The sequence below is a fragment of the Desulfocapsa sulfexigens DSM 10523 genome, from assembly GCF_000341395.1.
Taxonomy (GTDB): domain Bacteria; phylum Desulfobacterota; class Desulfobulbia; order Desulfobulbales; family Desulfocapsaceae; genus Desulfocapsa; species Desulfocapsa sulfexigens.
This window is the reverse complement of sequence record NC_020304.1, coordinates 834,000-854,998: the sequence shown is the minus strand read 5'-3', so window position 1 is coordinate 854,998 and position 20,999 is coordinate 834,000. Positions and strand designations below refer to the sequence as shown.

Here is a 20,999-nt window from a genome sequence, read left to right as displayed (position 1 = left end):
ATTTTCAGGAGAGTTACAGCACTCCCGCATTTTCAGATCAGACAGATTACTTTGTAAAGGAAATAAAAACCATGGGAAATCCATTTCAGGATCAGCTTCTGAAGGCCGGGCTGGTCAACAAGAAGCAGGCCAACAAGGTGAAACGTGAAAAACATCTTAATCGCAAGCAGAAAAAGGAAGATTCTTCGGTTCAGATCAGTAGCCGGGCCAGGGAGGAGCAGGCAGCTCAGGCAGAACGTAACCGTGAACTGAATCGAAAACATGCTGCGGAAAAGCTGCAGCGCGAGCAAAAGGCACAGGTGAAACAACTTATAGAGCAAAACAAGCTGGATCGCGATGACAGTGGTGACCCGTACCACTTTGTAGTGCAGAGTAAAATAGAACGGATATTCGTTTCGGAAGAAATGACGGAACAGCTGAGTCGTGGACAGCTGGCAATCGTTAAATCCGGAGATGGCTATGAAGTCGTTCCGGCAAAAGTTGCTCAACAGATAATGAGCCGTGACAAAAATTCAGTCATTGCCTTTCATGGTTCTTTTTGATTTTTTGTTTATAATATCATGTGATTATGGTTTCTGTGCTGGTTTTTTTCTGTGATTGTGCTTGACCAATGGATAGCTTTTATGAGATTCTGAGTAAATAAAGCTCGTATCGAAAATTATTTGAACAAATGTTAGAAGCTGAGCTTAGAACGAAGTGTTTGCTGCCAGTCTGCAGTTAGAAAACTACTTCAGCGAAGTACTCACGGGAGCAGGCTTTGTCTTGCTTTGATGACCAGAGATCTTCACAAATGACAGAATCTCACCCCGCATTTTCTGCTGGTAATTCTCTTTCGAAGTCATCTTTTGTTGAGGATGAACGAGTCCGTCTGCTGTATATGCAGGCCCCCGTGTCCAACACAGTCATCTTCCTCGTCTCTTTTCTTTATTACTCTTTATTGCAGCCACGTCTGGATTCGCCTCTTCTCCTTGTGTGGTTGTTGGCTTTGTTTGTTACGGCTTCATACCGTATCGGACTGTGGTATCTTAGAAAAAAACGACCGGAATTACGCTCTTCTTCAGGCTGGTTAGTTTCCTATTGTGTTGGGTGCGGGCTGGTTGGAGTAGCCTGGAGTCTGGTATATTTCCTTCTCAATGACGAGAATGATCCTTTCGTTTTTGCTGCACTGGTCTTCCTGGCGTTTGGGGTTATCAGTGTGGCTGTTCCTGTTCTGGCTGCTTCCCTGCCGGCTGTTATCCTCTATATCCTCCCCCAGGGAGCAGTTTTGGCTGGTAACCTGTTTTGTTACCAGGACAGTTCTTATCAATGGCTGGCGCTTGCGGTGACCATATACCTGATCATGACGATTCTGTTTGCCCGCAATCTAAATAAAAACATTCTGCGGTCAATACGACTGCAGGAAGAGAATGCGCTTTTAATTGACGAGCTGAACGATGAAATCGATGAGAGAGAAGGACTGATTGTTCGTGGCACTCTTGAATTACAGGAGAGAAACCAGGAACTGATGAAGGAAATTGAGAGTCGGGAATCCACTGAAGAACAGCTGCGAAGGGCCAATGCCGATCTCGATGCTACCTTGCTTGCCATTCCAGATCTTATGTTCGAGCTCGACAGAAGAGGGAAATATATCGAAATCTGGGCTCAGGATGCAACGCTTCTGGCTGCTCAAGAAGAGATCCTTCTGGGGCATACGGTGAGCGAGATCCTTCCCGCTGATGCCTCCAGGGTGGTGATGGAGGCTATTGAGAAAGCTGCAGAGCAGGGTATATCTCATGGCCAGATAATCAGGCTGCCCCTGGCAGAAGGAGAGCACTGGTTTGAACTTTCCACTTCTAAGAAACAGGTCTCAGAGACATCCTTTCATTTCCTTATGCTCGCACGCGATATTACAGAGAAACAGCAGATGGAGGAAGAACTCTTCAGGGCCAAAAAACTTGAATCGGTTGGGGTCCTTGCCGGAGGGATTGCCCATGATTTTAATAATATTCTTTCAGTTATCCTTGGAAATATTGAGCTCGCTACAGCACACCTTAAAAAGAATGATACAGCATTTTCTCTTCTTGCAGACGCTCAAAAGGCTGCCAAAAGGGCGACAAAACTGACTCAGCAGCTCTTAACTTTTTCAAAAGGAGGTGAACCGGTAAAGGAATGCACTGCTTTGGCCCAGCTTATTCAGGAATCAGCAGATTTTGTTCTCCATGGCTCCAAGGTTTCCTGTGAGTATTTTTTTCCGGATGATTTATGGATGGTTCAGGTGGATAGTGGACAGGTCAGCCAGGTTATACAGAATCTGGTCATTAACGCCATACATGCCATGCCGCTGGGTGGGACAATGAACATCAGCTGTGAGAACATTGAAGCCGGTTCTTCCGAGCTTCTGGTGAGCAGGCATAGTGATGATTTCTTTGTCCGCATTACTCTCCAAGATAGCGGATCGGGGATTCCGCAGGAAATTATAAATAACATCTTCGACCCCTATTTCAGTACGAAAGAAGAGGGCAATGGTTTAGGGCTGGCTATCAGTCATACGATTATTCTAAAGCATCATGGAAGTATAACGGTTCATTCGAGTCCCGGTCAGGGAACGACCTTTAACATTTATCTCCCGGCTGACCCCGGTGCTGTTTGCAGCACTAACAAAAATGAGAAAAGCATGCCATTGCCAAGGGCATCCAGGATTATGGTGATGGATGATGATAAGATGATCCGTGTATTGGTTGAGGCGCAACTTGCCTCCCTTGGTCACGAGGCAATTCTTGCCGTTGATGGTAATGAGGCAATACGGTTATATCAGGAGATGGAGGCGAAGGGGACACCTGTTGATCTTGTAATTATGGATCTTACTATTCCCGGTGGCATGGGGGGAAAGGAAGCTGCCCGTAAACTGCTGCAACTGGCTCCTGAAGCAAAAATAATAGTTTCCAGTGGCTACTCGAACGACCAGGTTCTTTCTCATTATCGTGATTATGGATTTTGTGCAGCGGTGTCAAAACCATTTGACATGAAAGAACTCCGAGAGGGGATCAACTCTGCTTTAAGCCCAGAGTGAAAGGACTTGTTGCTGTGAAAAAAATGTCAATTTTATTTTTATAGGTGGGATTAATACTCTCTTGTGAAACAATAGTAAAAGATGATTTGTACTGATTATATTTGTTATGGAAAACCAGATGTCTCATATAATTCGAAAGTTAAAAACAGGTATGATGCTGTCCTGCATTTTGCTGATAAGCACTCCTGCTGCACTCTGGGCTGCGGAGGAAGAGATGCTCGATCTGGATCTCTCCGAGCTGATGGAGATCCAGATCACCTCGGCCGGCCGTAAGGCTCAGAATCTTGGTGATGTAGCGGCTGCAGTTTATGTGATCGACCAGGCAGCTATCCACAACTCGGGTGCCACTTCCATACCCGAGGCACTTCGCATGGCACCCGGCCTGCAGGTTTCGAGGATGACTGCTACTAAATGGGCTATCACTTCCCGTGGTTTCAATGGGGTGTTCTCCAATAAACTGCTGGTACAGATCGATGGTCGCAGCGTCTATACGCCATCCTACTCCGGAGTGTACTGGGATGTGCAGAATGTGGTGCTGGAGGATGTGGAGCGGATTGAAGTTATCCGAGGCCCCGGGGCAACTCTCTGGGGCGCCAATGCTGTGAACGGCATCATTAATATCATCACAAAACAATCTTCCGACACCCAGGGGGGGCTGGTCAGTGTCGCTGCCGGAAACCATGAAACCGGTATTGTATCTTTACGTTACGGAACACAGGTAAACAATGACACCTATGGCCGATTTTACCTTCACCGGCATGATCGGGACTCCTATCAGTTACTGGCTGATGAAACGGATGCCCACGATGATTCACAGCTTTCCAGTGCTGGGGTTCGCCTGGATGGAGATATCGGGTTGCAAAATAACTGGACTCTGCAGGGAGACCTGTATCAGGGAGATGACAGCCAACTCGTATTCCCAATATGGGCCGAGGGAACACCCCTGCCGTTAACCGTTGATGACCAGATTAAAAGTGACGGTTATAATCTGCTCGGTCGCTGGCAGCACAAGCTGTCTGAGACAAACAGCTGGACCTTTCAGGCATATTTTGATGTAACCGAGCGGGATGAAACCTACCTTGGCCAGAAACACCACACCGTGGATTTCGATTTTCAGCATCATTTCAAGTGGACAAAGAACGATATCGTCTGGGGTTTAGGCTATCGGAATATTTCTGACGAGTTTAGTAATTCCTATACAGTTGGTATTGAACCAGCTGAACAGACCAGTGAACTCTTCAGCGGCTTTATCCAGGATGAGATCGGCCTGTTCGAAGACGGGATCAAGCTCACTCTTGGCACAAAAGTGGAGCACAACGTTTACACAGGAGTTGAAATCCAGCCCAGTATCCGTCTTCTCTGGAAAGTGAATCCGGGGAATAACATCTGGACTGCAGTTTCCCGTGCGGTTCGAACCCCTTCAAGGGTAGAAGATGGCGGGCGTATTGTCTCTGGGCCTCTCCCCACTCCACCGTTTTCCATGGTTTCAGTTTATGGTAATCCAGAGCTGGAGGCAGAGGAAGTTATTGCCTATGAAGGGGGCTACCGCTACTCGCCATGCAGTGATTTTTCTGTGGATATGGCGCTGTTTTATAATGACTATAAAAACCTGACTGATTATCTGCCGGAGAATCCGGTGTCTGTTCTCTTTGTGAATGGTTTAGAAGGACAGAGTTATGGCCTGGAGATCAGCAGTCGATGGAAGCCTCTTTCCTGGCTGGCTACCGAACTCTCTTACAGCTACATTAATCTGCAGATGACCTCAAGCGTTGCAATGAACTATGGGGGATCCATCAGTGAACTTGTTGCGGAAGGATCAAGTCCGGAGCATCAGATATCATTACATTCGTCCATGGAGTTGAGTGAAACACTTCGTTTCAACTTCTGGGCACGCTATGTCGATCAGCTGGCTGCCGCTGGACTGGCCACCTACTCTACCGGAATTGTAGTGGATGACTATGTTGCCCTGGATCTCAATTTTATCTGGACACCTGTTGAACAGCTCGAATTGATGTTGGTTGGGCAAAACCTCCTGGAATCAGATCACCTGGAGTTTGTACACGATTATTTTATTCCGGCCACTGAAATCGGCCAGAGTGTCTACGCAAAGCTGACCTGGAAATTTTGAATGACAACTGGAACCCATTGAGACGTATTGTTTCTCTCATAAATCTGGTCTGTATCTTTTGTTTTGTTCTCCCAGGACAGGGGGCAGCTCCGTCCTCTGAAGACAAGCTGAAGGTGGCTTACCTTTATAATTTTGCCAAATTTATCCAATGGCCCGAGGAGACCTTCACTGATGAGCAGTCTCCCCTGGTGATAGGGGTGCTTGGGAGGAGTTCTGTTGAAGCCGAGTTAGCTCCATTGGCTCAAAAAACCGTGCGTAATCGCCCCATTGTTATCCGCCATTTCTCCAAGGTTGAAGAAGTGCAGGAATGTCATCTTCTGTATATCAGTATGCCACCTTTAAAGTCTGTGGGGAAAGTACTTCAAGTACTCGGTTCCAAAGCAATTGTGACGGTGGGTGACGCGACGGATTTTGCTGCCCAGGGAGGGGTTGTTCAGTTTGTGACACTGAGGGAGCGGTTGCGCTTTCTCGTCAATCTTGAATATGCTCTTAAGAATCATATCAAAATAGATTCACAGTTGCTTTCCCTTGCTGTTGAAGTTGTGGGGAGGGCAAAATGAATTTTCGCTTCAGTAAACTGCCTGTCAAACATAAGCTTAACACCATTATTCTTGGTGTTTGTTTTTCTGTTCTTATTCTCACTTTTGCGGTCACCTTTGTCAGTCAGTGGTATCTCTATAGGAAAAATACTCTTGCAGAGCTTTCGACACTGGCTCAGATTATTGGTGAGAATAGTAGAGCAGGCCTGGTTTTTCATGATGTAGAAGCACTGGAAAAAATCCTGCGGTCTCTTTCCATTAAAGAAACAATTATCTGTTCCCGTATTGTTAGCCCTGAAGGAGTGATCGTTGCAGCCTATTCGCCAGGGTCTTCTAATAATGGAAACGTTGAACATAGCCTGTTCAATGCTGAATTAAAGAAAAAGGGGTACCTCTTTAGCGAAAAATATATTGAGGTACTTCAGCCCATTGTTCTTGATAAGGAAAAAATCGGGTCTCTCTTTATACAGGTCAGTATGGAGGATCTCTACAGTAATATGCTTCAGGTCGGGCTGTACCTGTTGGCTATTCTCTGGGGAGGATTGCTGATTGCCGCCATTCTGGGAAATCGCTTACAGACGATTATTACTGATCCTGTTGTTAAGCTGGCCGCTATTATTCGGCAGGTTTCTGAAAAAAAGGATTATTCCCTCCGTGCCACACAATCCAGCGAGGATGAACTTGGCTTATTGGCCAGTGGTTTTAATGATATGCTCAGCATGATCCAGAAGCGTGATGAATACCTTGAGGATCAGGTACAGAAACGTACTGTCGAGCTAAAAAAGGCAATGGACGAGGCCATTGTTCTGGCGGAGCAGGCCCAGGCTGCAAATAAAGCAAAATCACAGTTTCTTGCTAACATGAGTCATGAGATCCGTACTCCGATGAACGGTATTCTTGGTATGGCCGAGATGGCGCTCGATACAGATTTGGATAAGGAGCTGCGCAGTTCCATTGAGACGATCATGAGTTCGGGGGAATCCCTGCTTACCATTATCAATGATATCCTTGATTTTTCTAAAATCGAAGCCGGTAAACTTGAGCTCGAAACAATTAATTTTAATTTAGCATTGCTGGTGGAAGATGTCGCTCAAATGCTTGCTTACAGGGCACATGCCAAGGGCCTGGAGCTGATTGTCAATGTCCCTGACAATATTTCTTCCTACGTTAGCGGTGATCCCAGCAGGTTGCGGCAGGTTCTGGTTAATCTGCTGGGGAATGCTATTAAATTTACGGATCATGGGGAAATTCTTCTCCAGCTGACGCTCCTTGGAGAGACTGATAACGAGGCATCCCTTCGCTTTTCGGTCCAGGATACGGGGATTGGTATTTCTGAAGATGAATATGAAACACTCTTCCATCCTTTTTCGCAGGCAGATGACTCTACCACCAGGAAATACGGGGGAACAGGGCTTGGCCTGGCAATTTCCCGGCAACTCGTTGAGCTAATGGGGGGAGAGATTAACTGCAATAGTCGTCCTGGAGGCGGGTCAGAGTTCTGGATGGAAGTAACCCTGGACAAGGCCTCGGGAACGGAGGTGGTTGCATCGACCGAGGCCGATAAGCTATCCAACCTGCGGGCAATCATTATAGATGATAATGCTACCAACCGGCGACTACTTGAGCATCAGATGGAAATCTGGGGGGTTGATCATGCCAGCGCTTCAGGTGGAATTGAAGGACTGACCCTGTTGTATCAGGCGGTGGCTGACAGGAAGCCTTTTGACATAGCAATTCTTGATAAAGATATGCCCGGTATGGATGGCCTTGAAGTTGCTGCCCTGATCAGTAAGGATCCTTCTTTGCAGGGCACTCGTATGGTCATGCTCACTTCCGTTGGTATACGCGGTGATGCTCGCCTGGCTCACCAAGCCGGTATCAAAATTTACCTTACTAAACCAACTCGTCAGATTGATCTCTATAACAGTCTCGTTGCCTTGATGGCAAGAGATCGATTCGAAGACGATAACCAGCTCATTACCCACTATAGTCTGCAGAAAAACCGGGCTACATTTGATGCTAATGTTCTGGTGGCAGAGGATAATGTCACAAATCAGCAGGTGGCCATGGGAGTACTGCGTAAGCTCGGCTGTAAGGTAACATTGACGAAGAATGGCCAGGAAGCGTTGCAATTTTTTGAAAAGAATTCTTTTGATATTGTCCTTATGGATTGTCAGATGCCGCGTATGGATGGATATGAAGCAACTTCTGCCATTCGACGTTTGGAAAATATGAAAGACAGAGGAAAGCGGACACCGGTTGTTGCTTTGACAGCAAATGCCCTGACCGGAGACAGGGAAAAATGTCTTGCAGCCGGCATGGATGACTATATCAGTAAGCCCTTCAGTCTGCAGCAGGTTGAAAAGGTGTTGAAGCACTGGTTACCGAAGAAGCTGCAGCAGGATGACAAGAGAGTATTCCAGAAAGAATCACATTCAGAAAGCCCCATGAGTGTCGTCGGTGAAGAACTGATTAACCGCAGGGCACTTGATAATATTCGTGCTCTGCAGCCAGAAGGAGAACCTGATATCCTTACTCGTATTATATCCATATATCTGGAGGATACCCCAAATCAGATGGATAGTCTGTGCCGGGCTTTGCGGAACAAGGATGCAACGGAGGTTCGCTCCATTGCCCATAGCTTGAAATCAAGTAGCGCAAACATCGGTGCCCTGTCCCTTTCAGCCCTGTTTAAGGATTTAGAGCACAGGGCATACACAAACGCTCTGCATGGAGGAATGGAAGTCTTTGTCACCGCGCAAGAGGAATATCAGAAGATAATCGATCCTCTTATGGCAGAAAAGGTAACATCATGAGTGGTGTCAAGGAAAAGACCCCTTTAATTTTGATTGTCGATGATGACTTTGGTCTTCGTTTGTTAATGCGTGCCAGTCTTGAGAAAGATGGCTTCAGAGTAGCTGAGGCAGAGAATGGCCTGGTCGCAGTTTCTGTTTTTGAAAAGTTGCAGCCAGATGCCATTCTCCTTGATGTCATGATGCCAAAACTTGACGGATTTGATACCTGTAAGACGGTTCGTAAGATGACAGGTGGTATTCATACGCCCATACTTATGGTAACAGGACTGGAAGATCTTGAATCCATCCATCGCGCTTTTGAGTCCGGAGCCACTGATTTTATCACTAAGCCAATCAACTGGCCTGTGTTAAATTATCGGGTCAAATACATGCTGCGTGCCAGTAACGCATTTTTTGATGTCATTGATCAGCGCAAACAGATAGAAGTGCTGGCCTTCTATGATCATCTGACCGGACTGGCCAATCGTACCATGTTTAAAGATAGTCTGGATACGGCTCTTATCGACTCTGCTGCAGAGGAAAGTCAACTTGCTGTTCTCTTTATGGATTTGGATCGGTTCAAGATTATCAATGATACCCTTGGACATCATGTTGGTGATATTCTCCTCAAAAATGTTGCTGGACGGGTAAGCACTTGTATTCGTGATTCTGATTCTTTCAGTAGATATGGGCAGGATGAGTCAAAGAGTTGTGTTTCACGACTGGGAGGTGATGAGTTTACCATTATGCTTCCCAGGCTTCAAACTCCCGAGGATGCCAGCAGGGTCGCCCAGCGAATCAAGAATTCCCTGTCCCATAAATTTACAATAGAAGGGCATGAAATATTTATTTCTGCCAGTATTGGGATCTCTATTTTTCCACTGGATGGTAACGACAGCGAAGTGCTGATGAAACATGCGGATCTGGCGATGTACCATGCAAAGGAAAAAGGAAAAAACGGTTTTCAATTTTACAAAAAAGCACTCAATGTAAAGGCAAAGGTGCGTCTTGATTTTGAAAACGATGTCCGTAAAGCAGTGACAAATGATGAGTTTGTTCTCTGGTATCAGCCACAGGTTGATATGCGGGATGGCCAAATTGTCGGGGCGGAGAGTCTGGCACGTTGGACACACCCCACGTTGGGGCAGGTTCCCCCGTCTGATTTTATTCCTTCCATTGAGGAGCTTGGGCTTATCGTTCCCTTTACAGACTGGGTAATACGCCGGGTGGGGGAGCAGCAGCAGGCCTGGAAAGAACAGGGGTACCGGCAGGTACGGGTGGCAGTCAACATTTCCAGTAAACAATTTGCTGAGCAGCATCTTCCCCAAAAACTGCGGGAAAGTCTTGAGGGGAACCATTTAAAACCCAATGCCTTTGAGGTAGAGATTACTGAGAGTGTGATGGCTGAAAAAAAAGGAGAAACTGAAGAAATTCTGGAAGAAATAAAAAAAATGGGCTTGACCATATCAGTGGATGATTTTGGTACCGGCTACTCCTCCCTGCTGTACCTGAAAAACTTTCCCATCAGTTCAATTAAAATCGACAGGTTTTTTGTCAAAGATATCATTAAAAACCCACAGGATGCCGCCATTATTCAGGCAATTATCGCTCTGGCCAAGAGTCTGGGGATGACCACCATTGCCGAGGGCATCGAAACCAGTGAACAGTTCAAACTCCTGCGCAGTATGGGCTGTGACATCGGGCAGGGATATTTCTTTAGTCCTCCAGTTCCTGAAGAGGCATTTGCGCAACTCGTGAAAGATGATTTCTGCTATATTGAAACAAAATAGTACCTGTAGCCGTGTATTGTCTCTACGCACTACCCACCCGGGAAATTGCCTGCAGGTCAGTTCTCTACAGCTTTCAATGGCAGTTGTACAATAAGCCGTGTCCCGACTCCAACTGAACTTTCTACTTTAATGTCACCATGATGCTTGTTGACGACAATGTCATGGGCGATGGATAGTCCTTGTCCTGTACCGCTGCCCACTTCTTTAGTGGTAAAAAAAGGATCAAAGATTTTACTACAGAGTTCTTTGTCCATTCCTTTTCCGGTGTCACTGAAGGATATTTCTGCGAAATCACCGTGAGTAGCAGTGGTGATGGTTATTGTTCCTTTTTCGGATGTGTCTTTGATCCTGTCTGCAATGGCGTGGGCAGCGTTCACGATAATATTGAGAAATACCTGGCCCATTGCATCAATCAGGCAGGGTACGGGGGGGAGATCTTCAGAAAGCTTGGTTTTCATATCTGCAACGTGTTTCCATTCATTTTGAGAAATTATAATAGTGTTATGCAGGATACTGTTAATATCTGCCGGAGCCATCTCTCTGGTAGTGGGGTGTGAAAATTCCTTCATGGCCAGGACAAGCTTACGAACCCTTTCCGTTCCTCCCATGGATTGCTCAATGGCCAGGGGAATCTCCTCAGAAAGAAAATCCCAGTCAAGCTCCTCCAGTCCCTGTTTTAAACCGGCAGTACTCTCTCCGTCATTCATTGTTATCTGAAGTTTTTCGAGGAAGGTGGCAATATCTTCAAAGCTTTCTTTCAAAAATTCCAGATTTGTGCCGACAAACTGAACAGGTGTATTTATTTCGTGGGCAATACCCGCAGCCAACTGGCCCACGGATTCGAGTTTGGCTGCCTGATGAAGCCGACTCTGAGCCAGTTCTTTTTCTTCCTGCGCTTTGATTAATGGTGTGACGTCCTGGAAATCCTCCAGGAGTGCAACAACCTTCCCGTCAGTGTCTTTCAGGGGCGCTGAGGTGATGCGAAAATGGTATTGCTTCCCTTCCCGGGTAGTCTTTTTTTCTATGAGTTCATTGTCATCATGGGCAGTGTTTAGATTTTTCAACCTGCAGGATGGTGAATCCCGACAGTCTTCATTATCGAAATTTTCATAACAGGCACTTCCAACTAACTCATCATTACTCATACCAAGAAGATGGCAAAAACGTTTATTTACCCTGGTAATCCTGTGATCTAGGCCAATAACCCGGATACCTGTGGAAATTGTGTCAAGAATCAGTCGTAATTCTTCTTCCATTCTGTGGATTTCGTAATTTGCCTTTTCACGTTCCAACATTTCATTGCCCAGATCTGCCATACTTTTTTCGAGTTCAATGGTACGCTGGCTTACCTTCTTCTCCAGAGTGGCATTAAGTTCGTTGAGGGCATCTTCTTTATTGGCAAGGTCTGTGATGGTATATTTAGTCAGGCGAATAACCATAAAAACAAAAAAGGCACCGCCCAGAAAAACAACTCCGGTAACAAACTCCACCGGAAGTTTGAGTTTCATCACGAGAATGATAATAAAGGCAAGGTAACCTAAGAGGAAAAATCCTTTAAATATGGTGAGGAGGGTCCATTTTCTTTTGTAAAAAGGGGTAAGGCGGGACAGCATGGCTACAGCTGAGAGAATTGATAGGAGCATGAAAAAGGCACCTACTCCAACCATGACAACCGCAACCCAATCAATCCAAAACATGTTTTAACTCCACTTTTCTTTTTGCTATAACGGGAATACCTAACTTCTTTGTTGATTCATTTTAGATGAATAGGAGAGCGAATGGCAAGAACTATTCGGTTCGTTAGAATTATTGGATACAATGGCACGTATAACAAAGATATCCTCCTTCTCCTTCATTATTTTATTCTTTTGTTAACGATTTTTCTTGTAGCTTCGAGTGACACTCAAGTAGATGTATAGTCATGCAAAATGTTATCGAAATTGTTCTCCCGGTATTTCTTGTTATCGGACTTGGATACAGTGCAAGTTGGGTCTCTATGACCGTGGTGGTCCATATTACTTCGTTGTGCAGCGTATAATAGAATGTATCTTTATCTCTAATGATATGGCGGAACAGCAGAGTTGTAGAGAGTTAGCGACTTTTAAATCAGGAGATGGCTAAGAAGTTGTCCCGGAAAAAGTTGCTCTACAGATAATGAGCCGGGATGAAGGGGGCAGTTATTGATTTTCATAAAAAAATAGGATTTTGAGTAGATTCAGGACAGGAACAGTTAACCTCATTTCATATGAACAATCTTGCCATTAACATAATTCATAATAATTTCTTTTATGCTCAGATCAATAAGAAACTTACCTGACTATTCCTAGCTTATTACGAGAGGCAATTAACAAATATTTCTTTACCCGTTACCGTAGGATGGATAATGCGATGAAAAAAATCTTCGCCCAGTTGGTTCTCATTTTAAGAAAAGTTGGTGTGTTGCGCTATGGTGTGAAAAAATACAAATACACAAGCGCCAAAGACATGCCCGCAGAGGCATTAATGGATAATGTTTATGATGCAAAAAAAGATCTGATAACAAAAGAAGACCTGAAAAAATTGTCGCCCAGGGAAAAAGGAGAGAAGCACTGATGAAGTACCTTCGAGTTATCCCTCCTCTGAGTTGGTTGATGCTCTTTTTCACTCTCTTTCCTGCTCACCCACTATTTGCCAACAGTCAAACATCTCCATTTTTTCTTCCTCCAAAAACATCGGAGGCCTCTTCTCCTTCTGCGACGACAGGTGGCTCTCCTTTTCTACTGCCCCCGGAAGAAAACATTGCGCCACCCTTAAACCAGGTAAGTCTGACGGCGGGTGAATTACAAAAGCAAGGAACCAGATTGGCTCGGGAAGGAAAATTAGAAGAAGCACGAATTTCTCTTTCTCGTTCTCTTAAGAAAGATCCCACCAGTTTAGTGACACTAAATAATCTCGGTCTGGTAATGCGTAAGCTCGAAAGATTCGATGAAGCATTGCAGGCATATATTTCGGCTCTTGAGAGTGATAAGAACTATGCTTTGACATACAAAAATCTAGGTATCCTGCTGGAAAAACAGGGTGTACACGACCAGGCAGCTCTGGCTTACAAAAAATATTGTGTCCTGGCACCTAATGCCGCAGATGCCCATAATGTGGGGGCCCGTGCAGATTGGTTACAGAGTCAGATAAATACATCCCCCACCCAAAGTACAACACAACAAAAGGCAGAAGAAGAGCAAGAACTCAGCGACCAGTATATGGCAGAAAAGGCTCTGGAATGGCATGACATTGGTGCGAATTTGTTTGCTGAATCTGTAGTTGAAAAAGACCGTGATAAGCTCTTCAGTGCCATCGATTATCTTGAAAAAGCAACAGTTGGTTTGCCGGAGAATAACGGAATTACCGTTGATCTGGCAGACGCCTATATGGAGGTGAATTCTCCAAGTTTAACTGCATTAGCTATTGATCTGTACGAATCAGTGTTCGAGTCTTTTTCGGAAGATCCGCTCCTGGCTCGTTTAGTGGAAGCGTATTATCAGTTGCGCAATTTTGAAGTCGCGTTCGCGCTTGCAGAACAACGCATGACATCCTGTCCCGTCGATCAGCGAAGAGCTGCTGCTATACAGCTGAGCTTTGTTGCTTTTTCCTCACAAAAAGAGACTCGTGCAATTGAACTTATTCGCCAAGATATACAGCAACGTGGAGATGACCATGTTTTGGCGTTAACCATTGCCACCATTCAGGAAGCACAGGGGGAAACAGATGCTGCATTGTCAATTGCATTCAGTCTTCTGGCCGACAAAAATCTTGATAGTGCTTTACGAGCCTATGTTGAGAAAGTCAAAACCCGGCTTTTAGGAGGTGTCAAATGATTGCTCAACTATACAAGAGCCCAACTCTTGTCAGCAGCTGTCTGAGTGTTTTACTGGCTCTTAGTATAGTTTTCGGATTCTCTCCCACACCACTATCTGTTGCTGCGGAAAAACAGACTTTTGTAAAGGAAGATCTCCAAAATGACAAAGATACCCAGAATGACAAGACCACTCTTATTATCAGTAAAAGTGAGGCGTTTAAGGCAAGTCTGAAGGATTACAATTTGAAGAGCCTGCTCACCGGCAAGAGTACCGATGTGTTTAGTGATACAATGCACCTGGACGCATTAACTGAAAATCTTGTTAAAGGAAAATTGGACAGGAATGCACAGTATATTAAAAAACTTCAAAGCGAGGAAAAACAAAATAAGCAGAGTATTAAAAAGATACGTAAAATTTTAAAAGCTGCAAAAACGAACCCAACCCGCTTCAACAACCTGGTAGCAGCAGGGAATACTTCTAACTCTCCAGTCAATCATAGCAAAGAAGGAAAGCAATATATTGAAAAACAGGCCATCGCGAAACTGAAGCAGCACAATGCAACTCAAAAAGCACTTCTTGAAGCCAAAAACACCAGATCCCAAATCGTTGCAGGACATGACACGTATAAAAAAGTGCAAAAAACTGGAGGAGTTATTGGTCGCGTACTTTCACTCTGGGATGCAGGACAAAATTCCTATTATTATGATACTGAAACCAAAGAGACACGATTTGACACCGGTACCTACCTGAAGAATGCGGCCATGAACCTTTCCGGTTTAAGTGGTTTTGTAAACGCATACCAGGAAGGACAAAAAAAAGGGGTGCTGGTTGGTGTGTACAATGGTGCCAAATGTATTCCCCTCGCCAGTGATGCATTGAATGTCTACGAGCTAACCGAATCTTCCATAGGAATTGTTCATGACACTTTGGAATCAAAGCGTATTATTGCCGAAAATAAAGACGAACAGGAGCGCCAGGGGCAGGTAGCAGTTTCCAAATTAAAGACACTTTTTTCTCAAATCAAAGCTAAAGAAGCTGAATTCAGAAGACTACAGCAAGAATCCGAAGAAAAGATAAAGAACTTCGACAATATAACCAAACAATATACTGAAGTTTTTAACCGTTCGGTGGCACGTGAGCAGAGCTTGATAAGTGCAGATTCGTTACTTGAGGCCGCTGATAAAGCCAGATCTTTTATGGATGCTGAACGTATTACAACATTAAGGGATGACTCAGAAAAAATGATGCTGGCTACCGCAACAACAATCAAGCTTGCCAGCACAACGCTCGAACATTACCAGACCAATGGTGGCGATCCAGAAAATCTGGATAAAACCATTGAAGAACTGAAACAAATGGTGTCCGTACTTACTGCTCGTAAAAATGAGTGTGATGTAATTTCAAGTGCTCTTTCGCCTTTGCTTGGTGGAGGAAAAGCGCTTGAAGGTGCAAGTGAGCAGAATCAGCAGATGGCAGCTGATTCATTGATAGCCAATGAACTGTACCAAAAGGGTGCTAATCAATTAAAAGAGCACGGCAATATTATCAAGCGTGGTAAAACACTTAAAATTGAGCAGGATACCATTCTGGCACAATCAAAACAGTTGCTTTCATATTTCTACAGGAATGGAGATCCAAAAACAAAAAGTGATCTGGAAATAGCTTTTAGGAATGTGCTCCAGTACAAGATAGATGATTATTCGTTATCTAAGCTGGACGAGAAGCAGGATACCATCTCTTTCGAATTCAGCACCTGGCGTAAATCCACTTCAATAACTGAGGAGATACCACCAGATTTTGCTATCTTCATTCAGAATGCGACATCTCTGGGTTCAGAGATTGCAGGGCTTGGTGACTCATTAGGAAGGAGCATATCAACGACACAGGACTTCCTTGAGCGTTTAAGCAATCCTACTGTACTCACCAGTGACACATCGCCCGCAACGGAAAAAACGAATCAGCAATATTTGAAAGATGAAAAACTCTTTAACCTTTCGATAGATGATATAACAAAACAGATCCAGTTTAGAGAACGCGGTGGCGCCATACGTGAACATGCTGAATTATATTGTGGATACCAAGCGTACAAGTACTCAGAGACAGGAAGACTTGTCTTCGGATCAGCAAATAAGGATCTTTGTGCCAAAGAGCTAGAGACAGGAATAATCACTATTGTTGATCGTAGTTATGGGAAAAAAAAGAATGTTAAATATACCATATGGTACGTAAAAGATGTGATCACTGTTCGTGGATCATGGGTGGATTATTATCGGAAAAAGATGAAGCTACAGGAAACTATTGAAAATGAAATCGAGGATTATAATGTCCAACCTATAAAAATAAAAAATGCCCACGATGCATATATTGGTAAGTTAAAAAATCCATTACACAATGAGGTTAGAGGTTTTGCCTTTAACTTTCCTTTTTATATGGAATTGGATGGCTGGGTGGACTGTATTGTTGGTGAGAATGGTCGTTTTTCAACCGGGTCTAAGGATCCGTACAACCCGAACCTTTGGGATAACTATTTTGGAGATTCTCCTCAAGAGAAAACAAAACTTCAGGAACGTATGAAATACTGGGACTCCCGGTTGAATAGCGAAATCGCTGATAATCTGGATGCTCACATGACCATTCCTGCACAGATGGTAGCTTTTACGGATAAAAATTTTTTGAAAGATGTTCGTCCACTGTTTAGAGGGTTAGATGGCTTTAAAGGCGATGCTAAAATTCATTTGTCCCATGAAAGGGAATATCGTACGCTGAAGAAAAGATGGGAATGGGGTAACAATATTCATGCATCCATCACAGCAAGTGTAAATATTTCAGCAGAGTTTCCGGATTCAAACGAATCATGGGGCTCTGCCATACAAAAAATGCATAAGAGGTTACAGGAGAACAAAGAACAATATGATAATAAGGGTCGAATAAAAAAACTCAATCTGCCTGGAACCGATCTGGCGTATGGTTACTCCGAGACAGACAGCCGTCCATTACAACGTGGTGGACGTTCAATACAAGCGCCAACTCAAGTTGGCAACGTGATTTTTATCAAAAAAAATGTCCGGGTTTCAATTCAAGTTTATGCAAGCAATATCCCACCAAATGAACGCATTGATATTTTTGGAATTGCTCAAACAATCATTTCAAACTTTTAACGTACGGATATGAAATGATTATTTCACATAATCATGCTGACAGAGGTGACACACCAACTCCTCACGCAGTATCAAGTTATTACGGTGAACACTGGGATTTTAGAATCAAGAATCAGAAAAAGCAGATCCTGTCAGATCGTCTTAATACGTCATTTCCAAAGATGGGGAAATGGTATTGTAATGGACTAAAATAATAACATTTTGCTGAGTAATGGATAAGGTCACTAGAGGAGAAAATATGATAAAACTGATTGTAATTATATTGTTTGCTGTTTTTTTGCCATCTGCTTTCGCAGAAGCATACAACTCTATTGACCTCGAACTCGATTCCCAACGACCTGGCGGTGATTATACTAGTTTTAGAGCAGCAAGTGCTGAGGCATGTGCTCAAAAATGTGAAAAATCTCGTCGCTGTCAAGCATTTGATTTCTACAAGAGTGATAACTCATGCTGGTTAAAAAACAGGGCCTATTCGGCAAGGTATTATGCCGGGGTTGTTTCTGGTTTTAAGCGCTCAGGTTCTCCAGAGAAGCCCTCTGTGGACGCAACTAGTATAGATATGGATATTCGATATGACATACAACGTCCTGGTGGTGATTATAGAAGTTTTCGTGTGCAAAGTGTTCAACAATGCTCAGAAAATTGCACTCAGGATTCACAATGTCAGGCATTTGACTACACTACTTCCGACTCTTTTTGTTATTTGAAAAGCTGGAAACCACCTGCAAGGGAATACAGAGGGATAATTTCCGGTGTAAAAAGACATTACAATCCCCAACTGAAATCTGTTCAGGAGTTGCTGATACAGCAAGACTATAATCCAGGGACGGCTGATGGTCTGATGGGAAGAAACACAAGAATTGCCCTTGAAAAGTACCAGAGAGATCATAACCTATTGGTGACAGGTCGCTTAGACAATGCGACCTTGAATGCTCTCGGATTGCACGCAAGCGCTGAATATATATCACAAAAGTCTTCCGTCGACGTGGCAGATATTGAAATTTCAGAAGAATATGCTGAAGAAAGTATACCTACGTATATTAAAACAATTGGTGTGACCTATCTACAATTGGAAAATACTATTTATGCTGCTGTACTTGCAAAAATTCCTGCTGATACTGTATTGCAGGTTATTTCACAACATGGTGAATGGTATAAGGTAGCCTACCAGAAGCAAGTTGGTTTTGTTTTAGGTGAATCTGTTCAAAGGCAGTAAGTTGCTACGGATTTGGTGTGCTCAACCGAAAGCTATCCATCATATGCTGGAACAGATCAACCTTACTCTGATAAATGTCTCTTGGGGCGGCATAACTGATCAGAAGGATGATCGGCCCATTTTGTAAGCCCAATTGTGTATGTCCCCATGAAACAAGTTCATCCTGCTGGTTTTGTGTGGGATACGTTGCGAGAAAATAGGGTGCGTTCTTTCCGGCAACCTGAAAATCACTTTTTTTAACAATCTTTGCTCCATCTCTTTGGCTGATCATATTGAACTGGTTTGTCATTTCATCATCCAGGGTAGATTGGGGTGGTTGCCGTGTATCAATCATCTGTACAACAACTACAATTTCTCCTTCGTCAACACCCTGAGGTCCCTGGAACAGATAATCATTGTTTTTACCTATTACCTTGAAATTCCAGCTCTCTGGCAATTCAAAACTCATCCCAAACTGTTTGTCATTGAACAGTCTGTAGCTCTGTTCTTTTTTTGAGGAGGGTGCTAACGTGGATTCTGGTATAATCGGCGATTTGCTTTCTATGTGGAAAGTGAGCATCTCTTTCATCTTTTTTCCCAGATAAAATTCTACCTGATACTTTCCTTCGGGCCAGCCACTTTTCGGAGGATCCAGGGAAAAACCTATGTAGCCATTACCGTTTGTCGTTATCGCATCCTGAGCAATTTCTCTCTTCTCCTGCTCCATAAAATAAAAACGCACCGTTACCGTCGTATCAGAAGGAGCATTGCTTAATTTAATTGTTGCGTGAAGAGTACCTACCGTAGGTAAGAAAGTATCAGCGGGATTAATGGGGGCCATGGCTACTGGGTCAACCCTTTCACTCATGGCAGGTTCACTAAGATTTGTTGTCTCAATACTAACTGATGCATCACAGCCAGTGATGATGAGAAGAACCAAAAAACAAACTGGGATTGTTGAAAGTCGCATATTTTCTTGTTTCCTTAGCATTATTGGAGAGGATGCTCCTTGTTCTGAAGAACAGGGACTAAAATCCGAATAATTTGAGACCATTCTATTGTGTATAGGAGTACTATTAAAACAAAACCTGGAAAGGAGTACCCTTAAAATAACGTAAACCATAATATCGAAGAATAGCAAAGGAAATGCAGATGAAAAAAACGATCCTTTATTTACTTGTTCTTTCTGTTGGAATAACTACAGGGTACTCTTCAGCAGTTATCCTGAGGCACCAGCATGCTATTGTGACCAATAAACGGGAAAAGCAATTTCAAATTCGTATAGAGGAGTATCAACCCTCCTGTGCCGAATTAGAGAATAAAAACAAACCATCAGTTACCACCAAAGGGGCTGATTATTTTTTTGTCGCCACCAGGAAAAATGATTTTATTGTTTTTGGTCTGAATGTAGAGGGGGGGGCTCCCCCATTGACTTTTTGGTGGAGTGCGGAATTAAAGGATGCATTGGAACAGGCCTGTAATTTGTAACTCTCTTAATAAAATGTACGTGCTCACATAACATTGCTATGCCCTAAAAAGAGTGGCACAAGCATTAACACTCAAGTAGATGTGCAGTCATGCAGAATGTTATCGAAATTGTTCTCCCGGTATTTCTTGTTATCGGACTTGGATACACTATCCGCAAGCTGGGGCTTGTGAGCAGGGATTTCTTTTCCGAAGTCAATAAATTGGTCTATTATATCTGTCTGCCGCTGCTTCTTGTTTACAAGATAGCGGGTGCAGATTTCTCCACCAGTTTTAATTTTAAACTGGTCATGGCAACGAGTGGCGGGATTGCCTGTTGTTTTGGAATTGCGTATTTGTACGGGAAGTGGCGTTCTTTCCCACCATCCGTCCATGGATCGTTCTGTCAGGGGGCGTTCCGAGGAAATCTTGCCTATATCGGTTTGGCTATTGTTTTTAATGCCTATGGTGATATTGGCTTGACCAGGGCCGGAATCCTGACTGGTTTTCTGGTTCCGGTTTTGAATTTCTTCGCGATCCTGGCACTTGTTTTACCTCAGCAGCAACAGAAAACCAGTTTCAGAGAAATCATCCGCCTGATTATCAGTAATCCGCTTATTCTCGCCTCTCTTGCTGGTCTTTTATGGAGCTTTTTAAAGTTTCCCATGCCGGTCATTCTGGATCGAACACTCAATATTGCAACAGGAATGAGTTTGCCTCTTGCCCTCCTCTCCATTGGCGGCAGTTTCTCCCTAGCCAGTCTCAAGGGAGATGTCCCAAAAGCCCTGCTTGCCACCGCAATGAAACTGCTCTTGATGCCTCTTATTACTGCTCTGTTTATGCTTGTATTCAATATTTCAGGATTGGATTTTGCCATCGGCCTCCTTATGGCAGGGGCTCCAACAGCAGTTGCCACCTATATCATGGCCTGCCAGATGGGGGGGGATGGTGACCTTGCCGGAACCATTGTTATGATGGCCACAGCTTTTTCATCACTCACCTATGCGATTTTGCTGTTTGTTTTGCAGCTGTATGGTTTTTAGAGGGA

Annotated in this window: 15 protein-coding genes; 13 read left to right on the top strand and 2 right to left on the bottom strand. The window is 44.0% G+C overall.

Features of this window, described 5'->3' with window-relative positions:
• The first annotated feature begins 71 nt into the window (after nucleotides 1–71).
• The 6 genes from UWK_RS03695 (at nucleotide 72) to UWK_RS03670 (ending at nucleotide 10,301) form a co-directional block, all read left to right on the top strand.
• Entirely contained in the window at nucleotides 72–542 is a 471-nt protein-coding gene (locus UWK_RS03695) for a DUF2058 domain-containing protein (RefSeq protein WP_015403007.1), read from the top strand.
• Between the two features lie 248 nt (nucleotides 543–790).
• Nucleotides 791–3,049 carry an ATP-binding protein gene (locus UWK_RS18155; RefSeq protein WP_015403006.1) on the top strand — a complete coding sequence of 753 codons (2,259 nt, stop codon included), beginning with the start codon at nucleotides 791–793 and terminating at the stop codon, nucleotides 3,047–3,049.
• Between the two features lie 118 nt (nucleotides 3,050–3,167).
• Nucleotides 3,168–5,177, top strand: coding sequence for a TonB-dependent receptor plug domain-containing protein (locus UWK_RS03685; RefSeq protein WP_015403005.1), 2,010 nt, complete (start codon nucleotides 3,168–3,170; stop codon nucleotides 5,175–5,177).
• Nucleotides 5,174–5,737: a YfiR family protein gene (locus UWK_RS03680; protein WP_041916300.1), complete on the top strand. Its 564-nt coding sequence runs from the start codon at nucleotides 5,174–5,176 to the stop codon at nucleotides 5,735–5,737. Before UWK_RS03685 ends, UWK_RS03680 begins: the two co-directional genes overlap by 4 nt.
• Nucleotides 5,734–8,532 carry a response regulator gene (locus UWK_RS03675; protein ID WP_015403003.1) on the top strand — a complete coding sequence of 933 codons (2,799 nt, stop codon included), beginning with the start codon at nucleotides 5,734–5,736 and terminating at the stop codon, nucleotides 8,530–8,532. The genes UWK_RS03680 and UWK_RS03675 overlap by 4 nt, the downstream gene beginning before the upstream one ends.
• On the top strand, nucleotides 8,529–10,301 hold the full coding sequence (locus UWK_RS03670) for a two-component system response regulator (protein ID WP_015403002.1): 1,773 nt from the start codon (nucleotides 8,529–8,531) through the stop codon (nucleotides 10,299–10,301). Before UWK_RS03675 ends, UWK_RS03670 begins: the two co-directional genes overlap by 4 nt.
• A 56-nt stretch (nucleotides 10,302–10,357) precedes the next feature.
• On the opposite strand, the gene UWK_RS18150 is transcribed toward UWK_RS03670, so the two are convergent.
• Nucleotides 10,358–11,998 carry a PAS domain-containing sensor histidine kinase gene (locus UWK_RS18150; RefSeq protein WP_015403001.1) on the bottom strand — a complete coding sequence of 547 codons (1,641 nt, stop codon included), beginning with the start codon at nucleotides 11,996–11,998 and terminating at the stop codon, nucleotides 10,358–10,360.
• An 81-nt stretch (nucleotides 11,999–12,079) separates the two neighbouring features.
• On the opposite strand from UWK_RS18150, the gene UWK_RS19230 reads away from it, so the two are divergent.
• The 5 genes from UWK_RS19230 (at nucleotide 12,080) to UWK_RS03645 (ending at nucleotide 18,508) form a co-directional block, all read left to right on the top strand.
• A complete protein-coding gene (locus tag UWK_RS19230) occupies nucleotides 12,080–12,220 on the top strand; it encodes a hypothetical protein (RefSeq protein ID WP_015403000.1) in 141 nt (46 codons plus the stop codon).
• Nucleotides 12,221–12,689: 469 nt separating this feature from the next.
• Complete coding sequence (locus tag UWK_RS03660) at nucleotides 12,690–12,893, top strand: hypothetical protein (RefSeq protein WP_015402999.1); 204 nt, start codon at nucleotides 12,690–12,692, stop codon at nucleotides 12,891–12,893.
• Nucleotides 12,893–14,152: a tetratricopeptide repeat protein gene (locus tag UWK_RS18145; RefSeq protein WP_015402998.1), complete on the top strand. Its 1,260-nt coding sequence runs from the start codon at nucleotides 12,893–12,895 to the stop codon at nucleotides 14,150–14,152. The genes UWK_RS03660 and UWK_RS18145 overlap by 1 nt, the downstream gene beginning before the upstream one ends.
• Nucleotides 14,153–14,376: 224 nt before the next feature.
• Nucleotides 14,377–17,292, top strand: coding sequence for a hypothetical protein (locus tag UWK_RS03650; RefSeq protein ID WP_153304811.1), 2,916 nt, complete (start codon nucleotides 14,377–14,379; stop codon nucleotides 17,290–17,292).
• A 238-nt stretch (nucleotides 17,293–17,530) separates the two neighbouring features.
• Complete coding sequence (locus UWK_RS03645) at nucleotides 17,531–18,508, top strand: PAN domain-containing protein (RefSeq protein ID WP_015402995.1); 978 nt, start codon at nucleotides 17,531–17,533, stop codon at nucleotides 18,506–18,508.
• Nucleotides 18,509–18,512: 4 nt separating this feature from the next.
• Here the strand turns inward: UWK_RS03645 and UWK_RS03640 are convergent, their stop codons facing one another.
• Entirely contained in the window at nucleotides 18,513–19,457 is a 945-nt protein-coding gene (locus UWK_RS03640; RefSeq protein WP_015402994.1) for a hypothetical protein, read from the bottom strand.
• A gap of 182 nt (nucleotides 19,458–19,639) precedes the next feature.
• On the opposite strand from UWK_RS03640, the gene UWK_RS03635 reads away from it, so the two are divergent.
• Nucleotides 19,640–19,975 (top strand): hypothetical protein, encoded by a 336-nt coding sequence (locus UWK_RS03635; protein WP_015402993.1) that lies wholly within the window; start codon nucleotides 19,640–19,642, stop codon nucleotides 19,973–19,975.
• A gap of 89 nt (nucleotides 19,976–20,064) precedes the next feature.
• Complete coding sequence (locus UWK_RS03630) at nucleotides 20,065–20,994, top strand: AEC family transporter (protein WP_015402992.1); 930 nt, start codon at nucleotides 20,065–20,067, stop codon at nucleotides 20,992–20,994.
• Nucleotides 20,995–20,999: the final 5 nt, after the last annotated feature.

What these genes read in the sequence shown, in the direction of transcription:
- UWK_RS03695 (WP_015403007.1), top strand. Translation starts at nt 72, where the DNA reads ATGGGAAATCCATTTCAGGATCAGCTTCTGAAGGCCGGGCTGGTCAAC.
- UWK_RS18155 (WP_015403006.1), top strand. Translation starts at nt 791, where the DNA reads ATGACAGAATCTCACCCCGCATTTTCTGCTGGTAATTCTCTTTCGAAG.
- UWK_RS03685 (WP_015403005.1), top strand. Translation starts at nt 3,168, where the DNA reads ATGTCTCATATAATTCGAAAGTTAAAAACAGGTATGATGCTGTCCTGC.
- UWK_RS03675 (WP_015403003.1), top strand. Translation starts at nt 5,734, where the DNA reads ATGAATTTTCGCTTCAGTAAACTGCCTGTCAAACATAAGCTTAACACC.
- UWK_RS03670 (WP_015403002.1), top strand. Translation starts at nt 8,529, where the DNA reads ATGAGTGGTGTCAAGGAAAAGACCCCTTTAATTTTGATTGTCGATGAT.
- UWK_RS18150 (WP_015403001.1), bottom strand. Translation starts at nt 11,998, where the DNA reads ATGTTTTGGATTGATTGGGTTGCGGTTGTCATGGTTGGAGTAGGTGCC.
- UWK_RS19230 (WP_015403000.1), top strand. Translation starts at nt 12,080, where the DNA reads ATGGCAAGAACTATTCGGTTCGTTAGAATTATTGGATACAATGGCACG.
- UWK_RS03660 (WP_015402999.1), top strand. Translation starts at nt 12,690, where the DNA reads ATGAAAAAAATCTTCGCCCAGTTGGTTCTCATTTTAAGAAAAGTTGGT.
- UWK_RS18145 (WP_015402998.1), top strand. Translation starts at nt 12,893, where the DNA reads ATGAAGTACCTTCGAGTTATCCCTCCTCTGAGTTGGTTGATGCTCTTT.
- UWK_RS03645 (WP_015402995.1), top strand. Translation starts at nt 17,531, where the DNA reads ATGATAAAACTGATTGTAATTATATTGTTTGCTGTTTTTTTGCCATCT.
- UWK_RS03640 (WP_015402994.1), bottom strand. Translation starts at nt 19,457, where the DNA reads ATGCGACTTTCAACAATCCCAGTTTGTTTTTTGGTTCTTCTCATCATC.
- UWK_RS03635 (WP_015402993.1), top strand. Translation starts at nt 19,640, where the DNA reads ATGAAAAAAACGATCCTTTATTTACTTGTTCTTTCTGTTGGAATAACT.
- UWK_RS03630 (WP_015402992.1), top strand. Translation starts at nt 20,065, where the DNA reads ATGCAGAATGTTATCGAAATTGTTCTCCCGGTATTTCTTGTTATCGGA.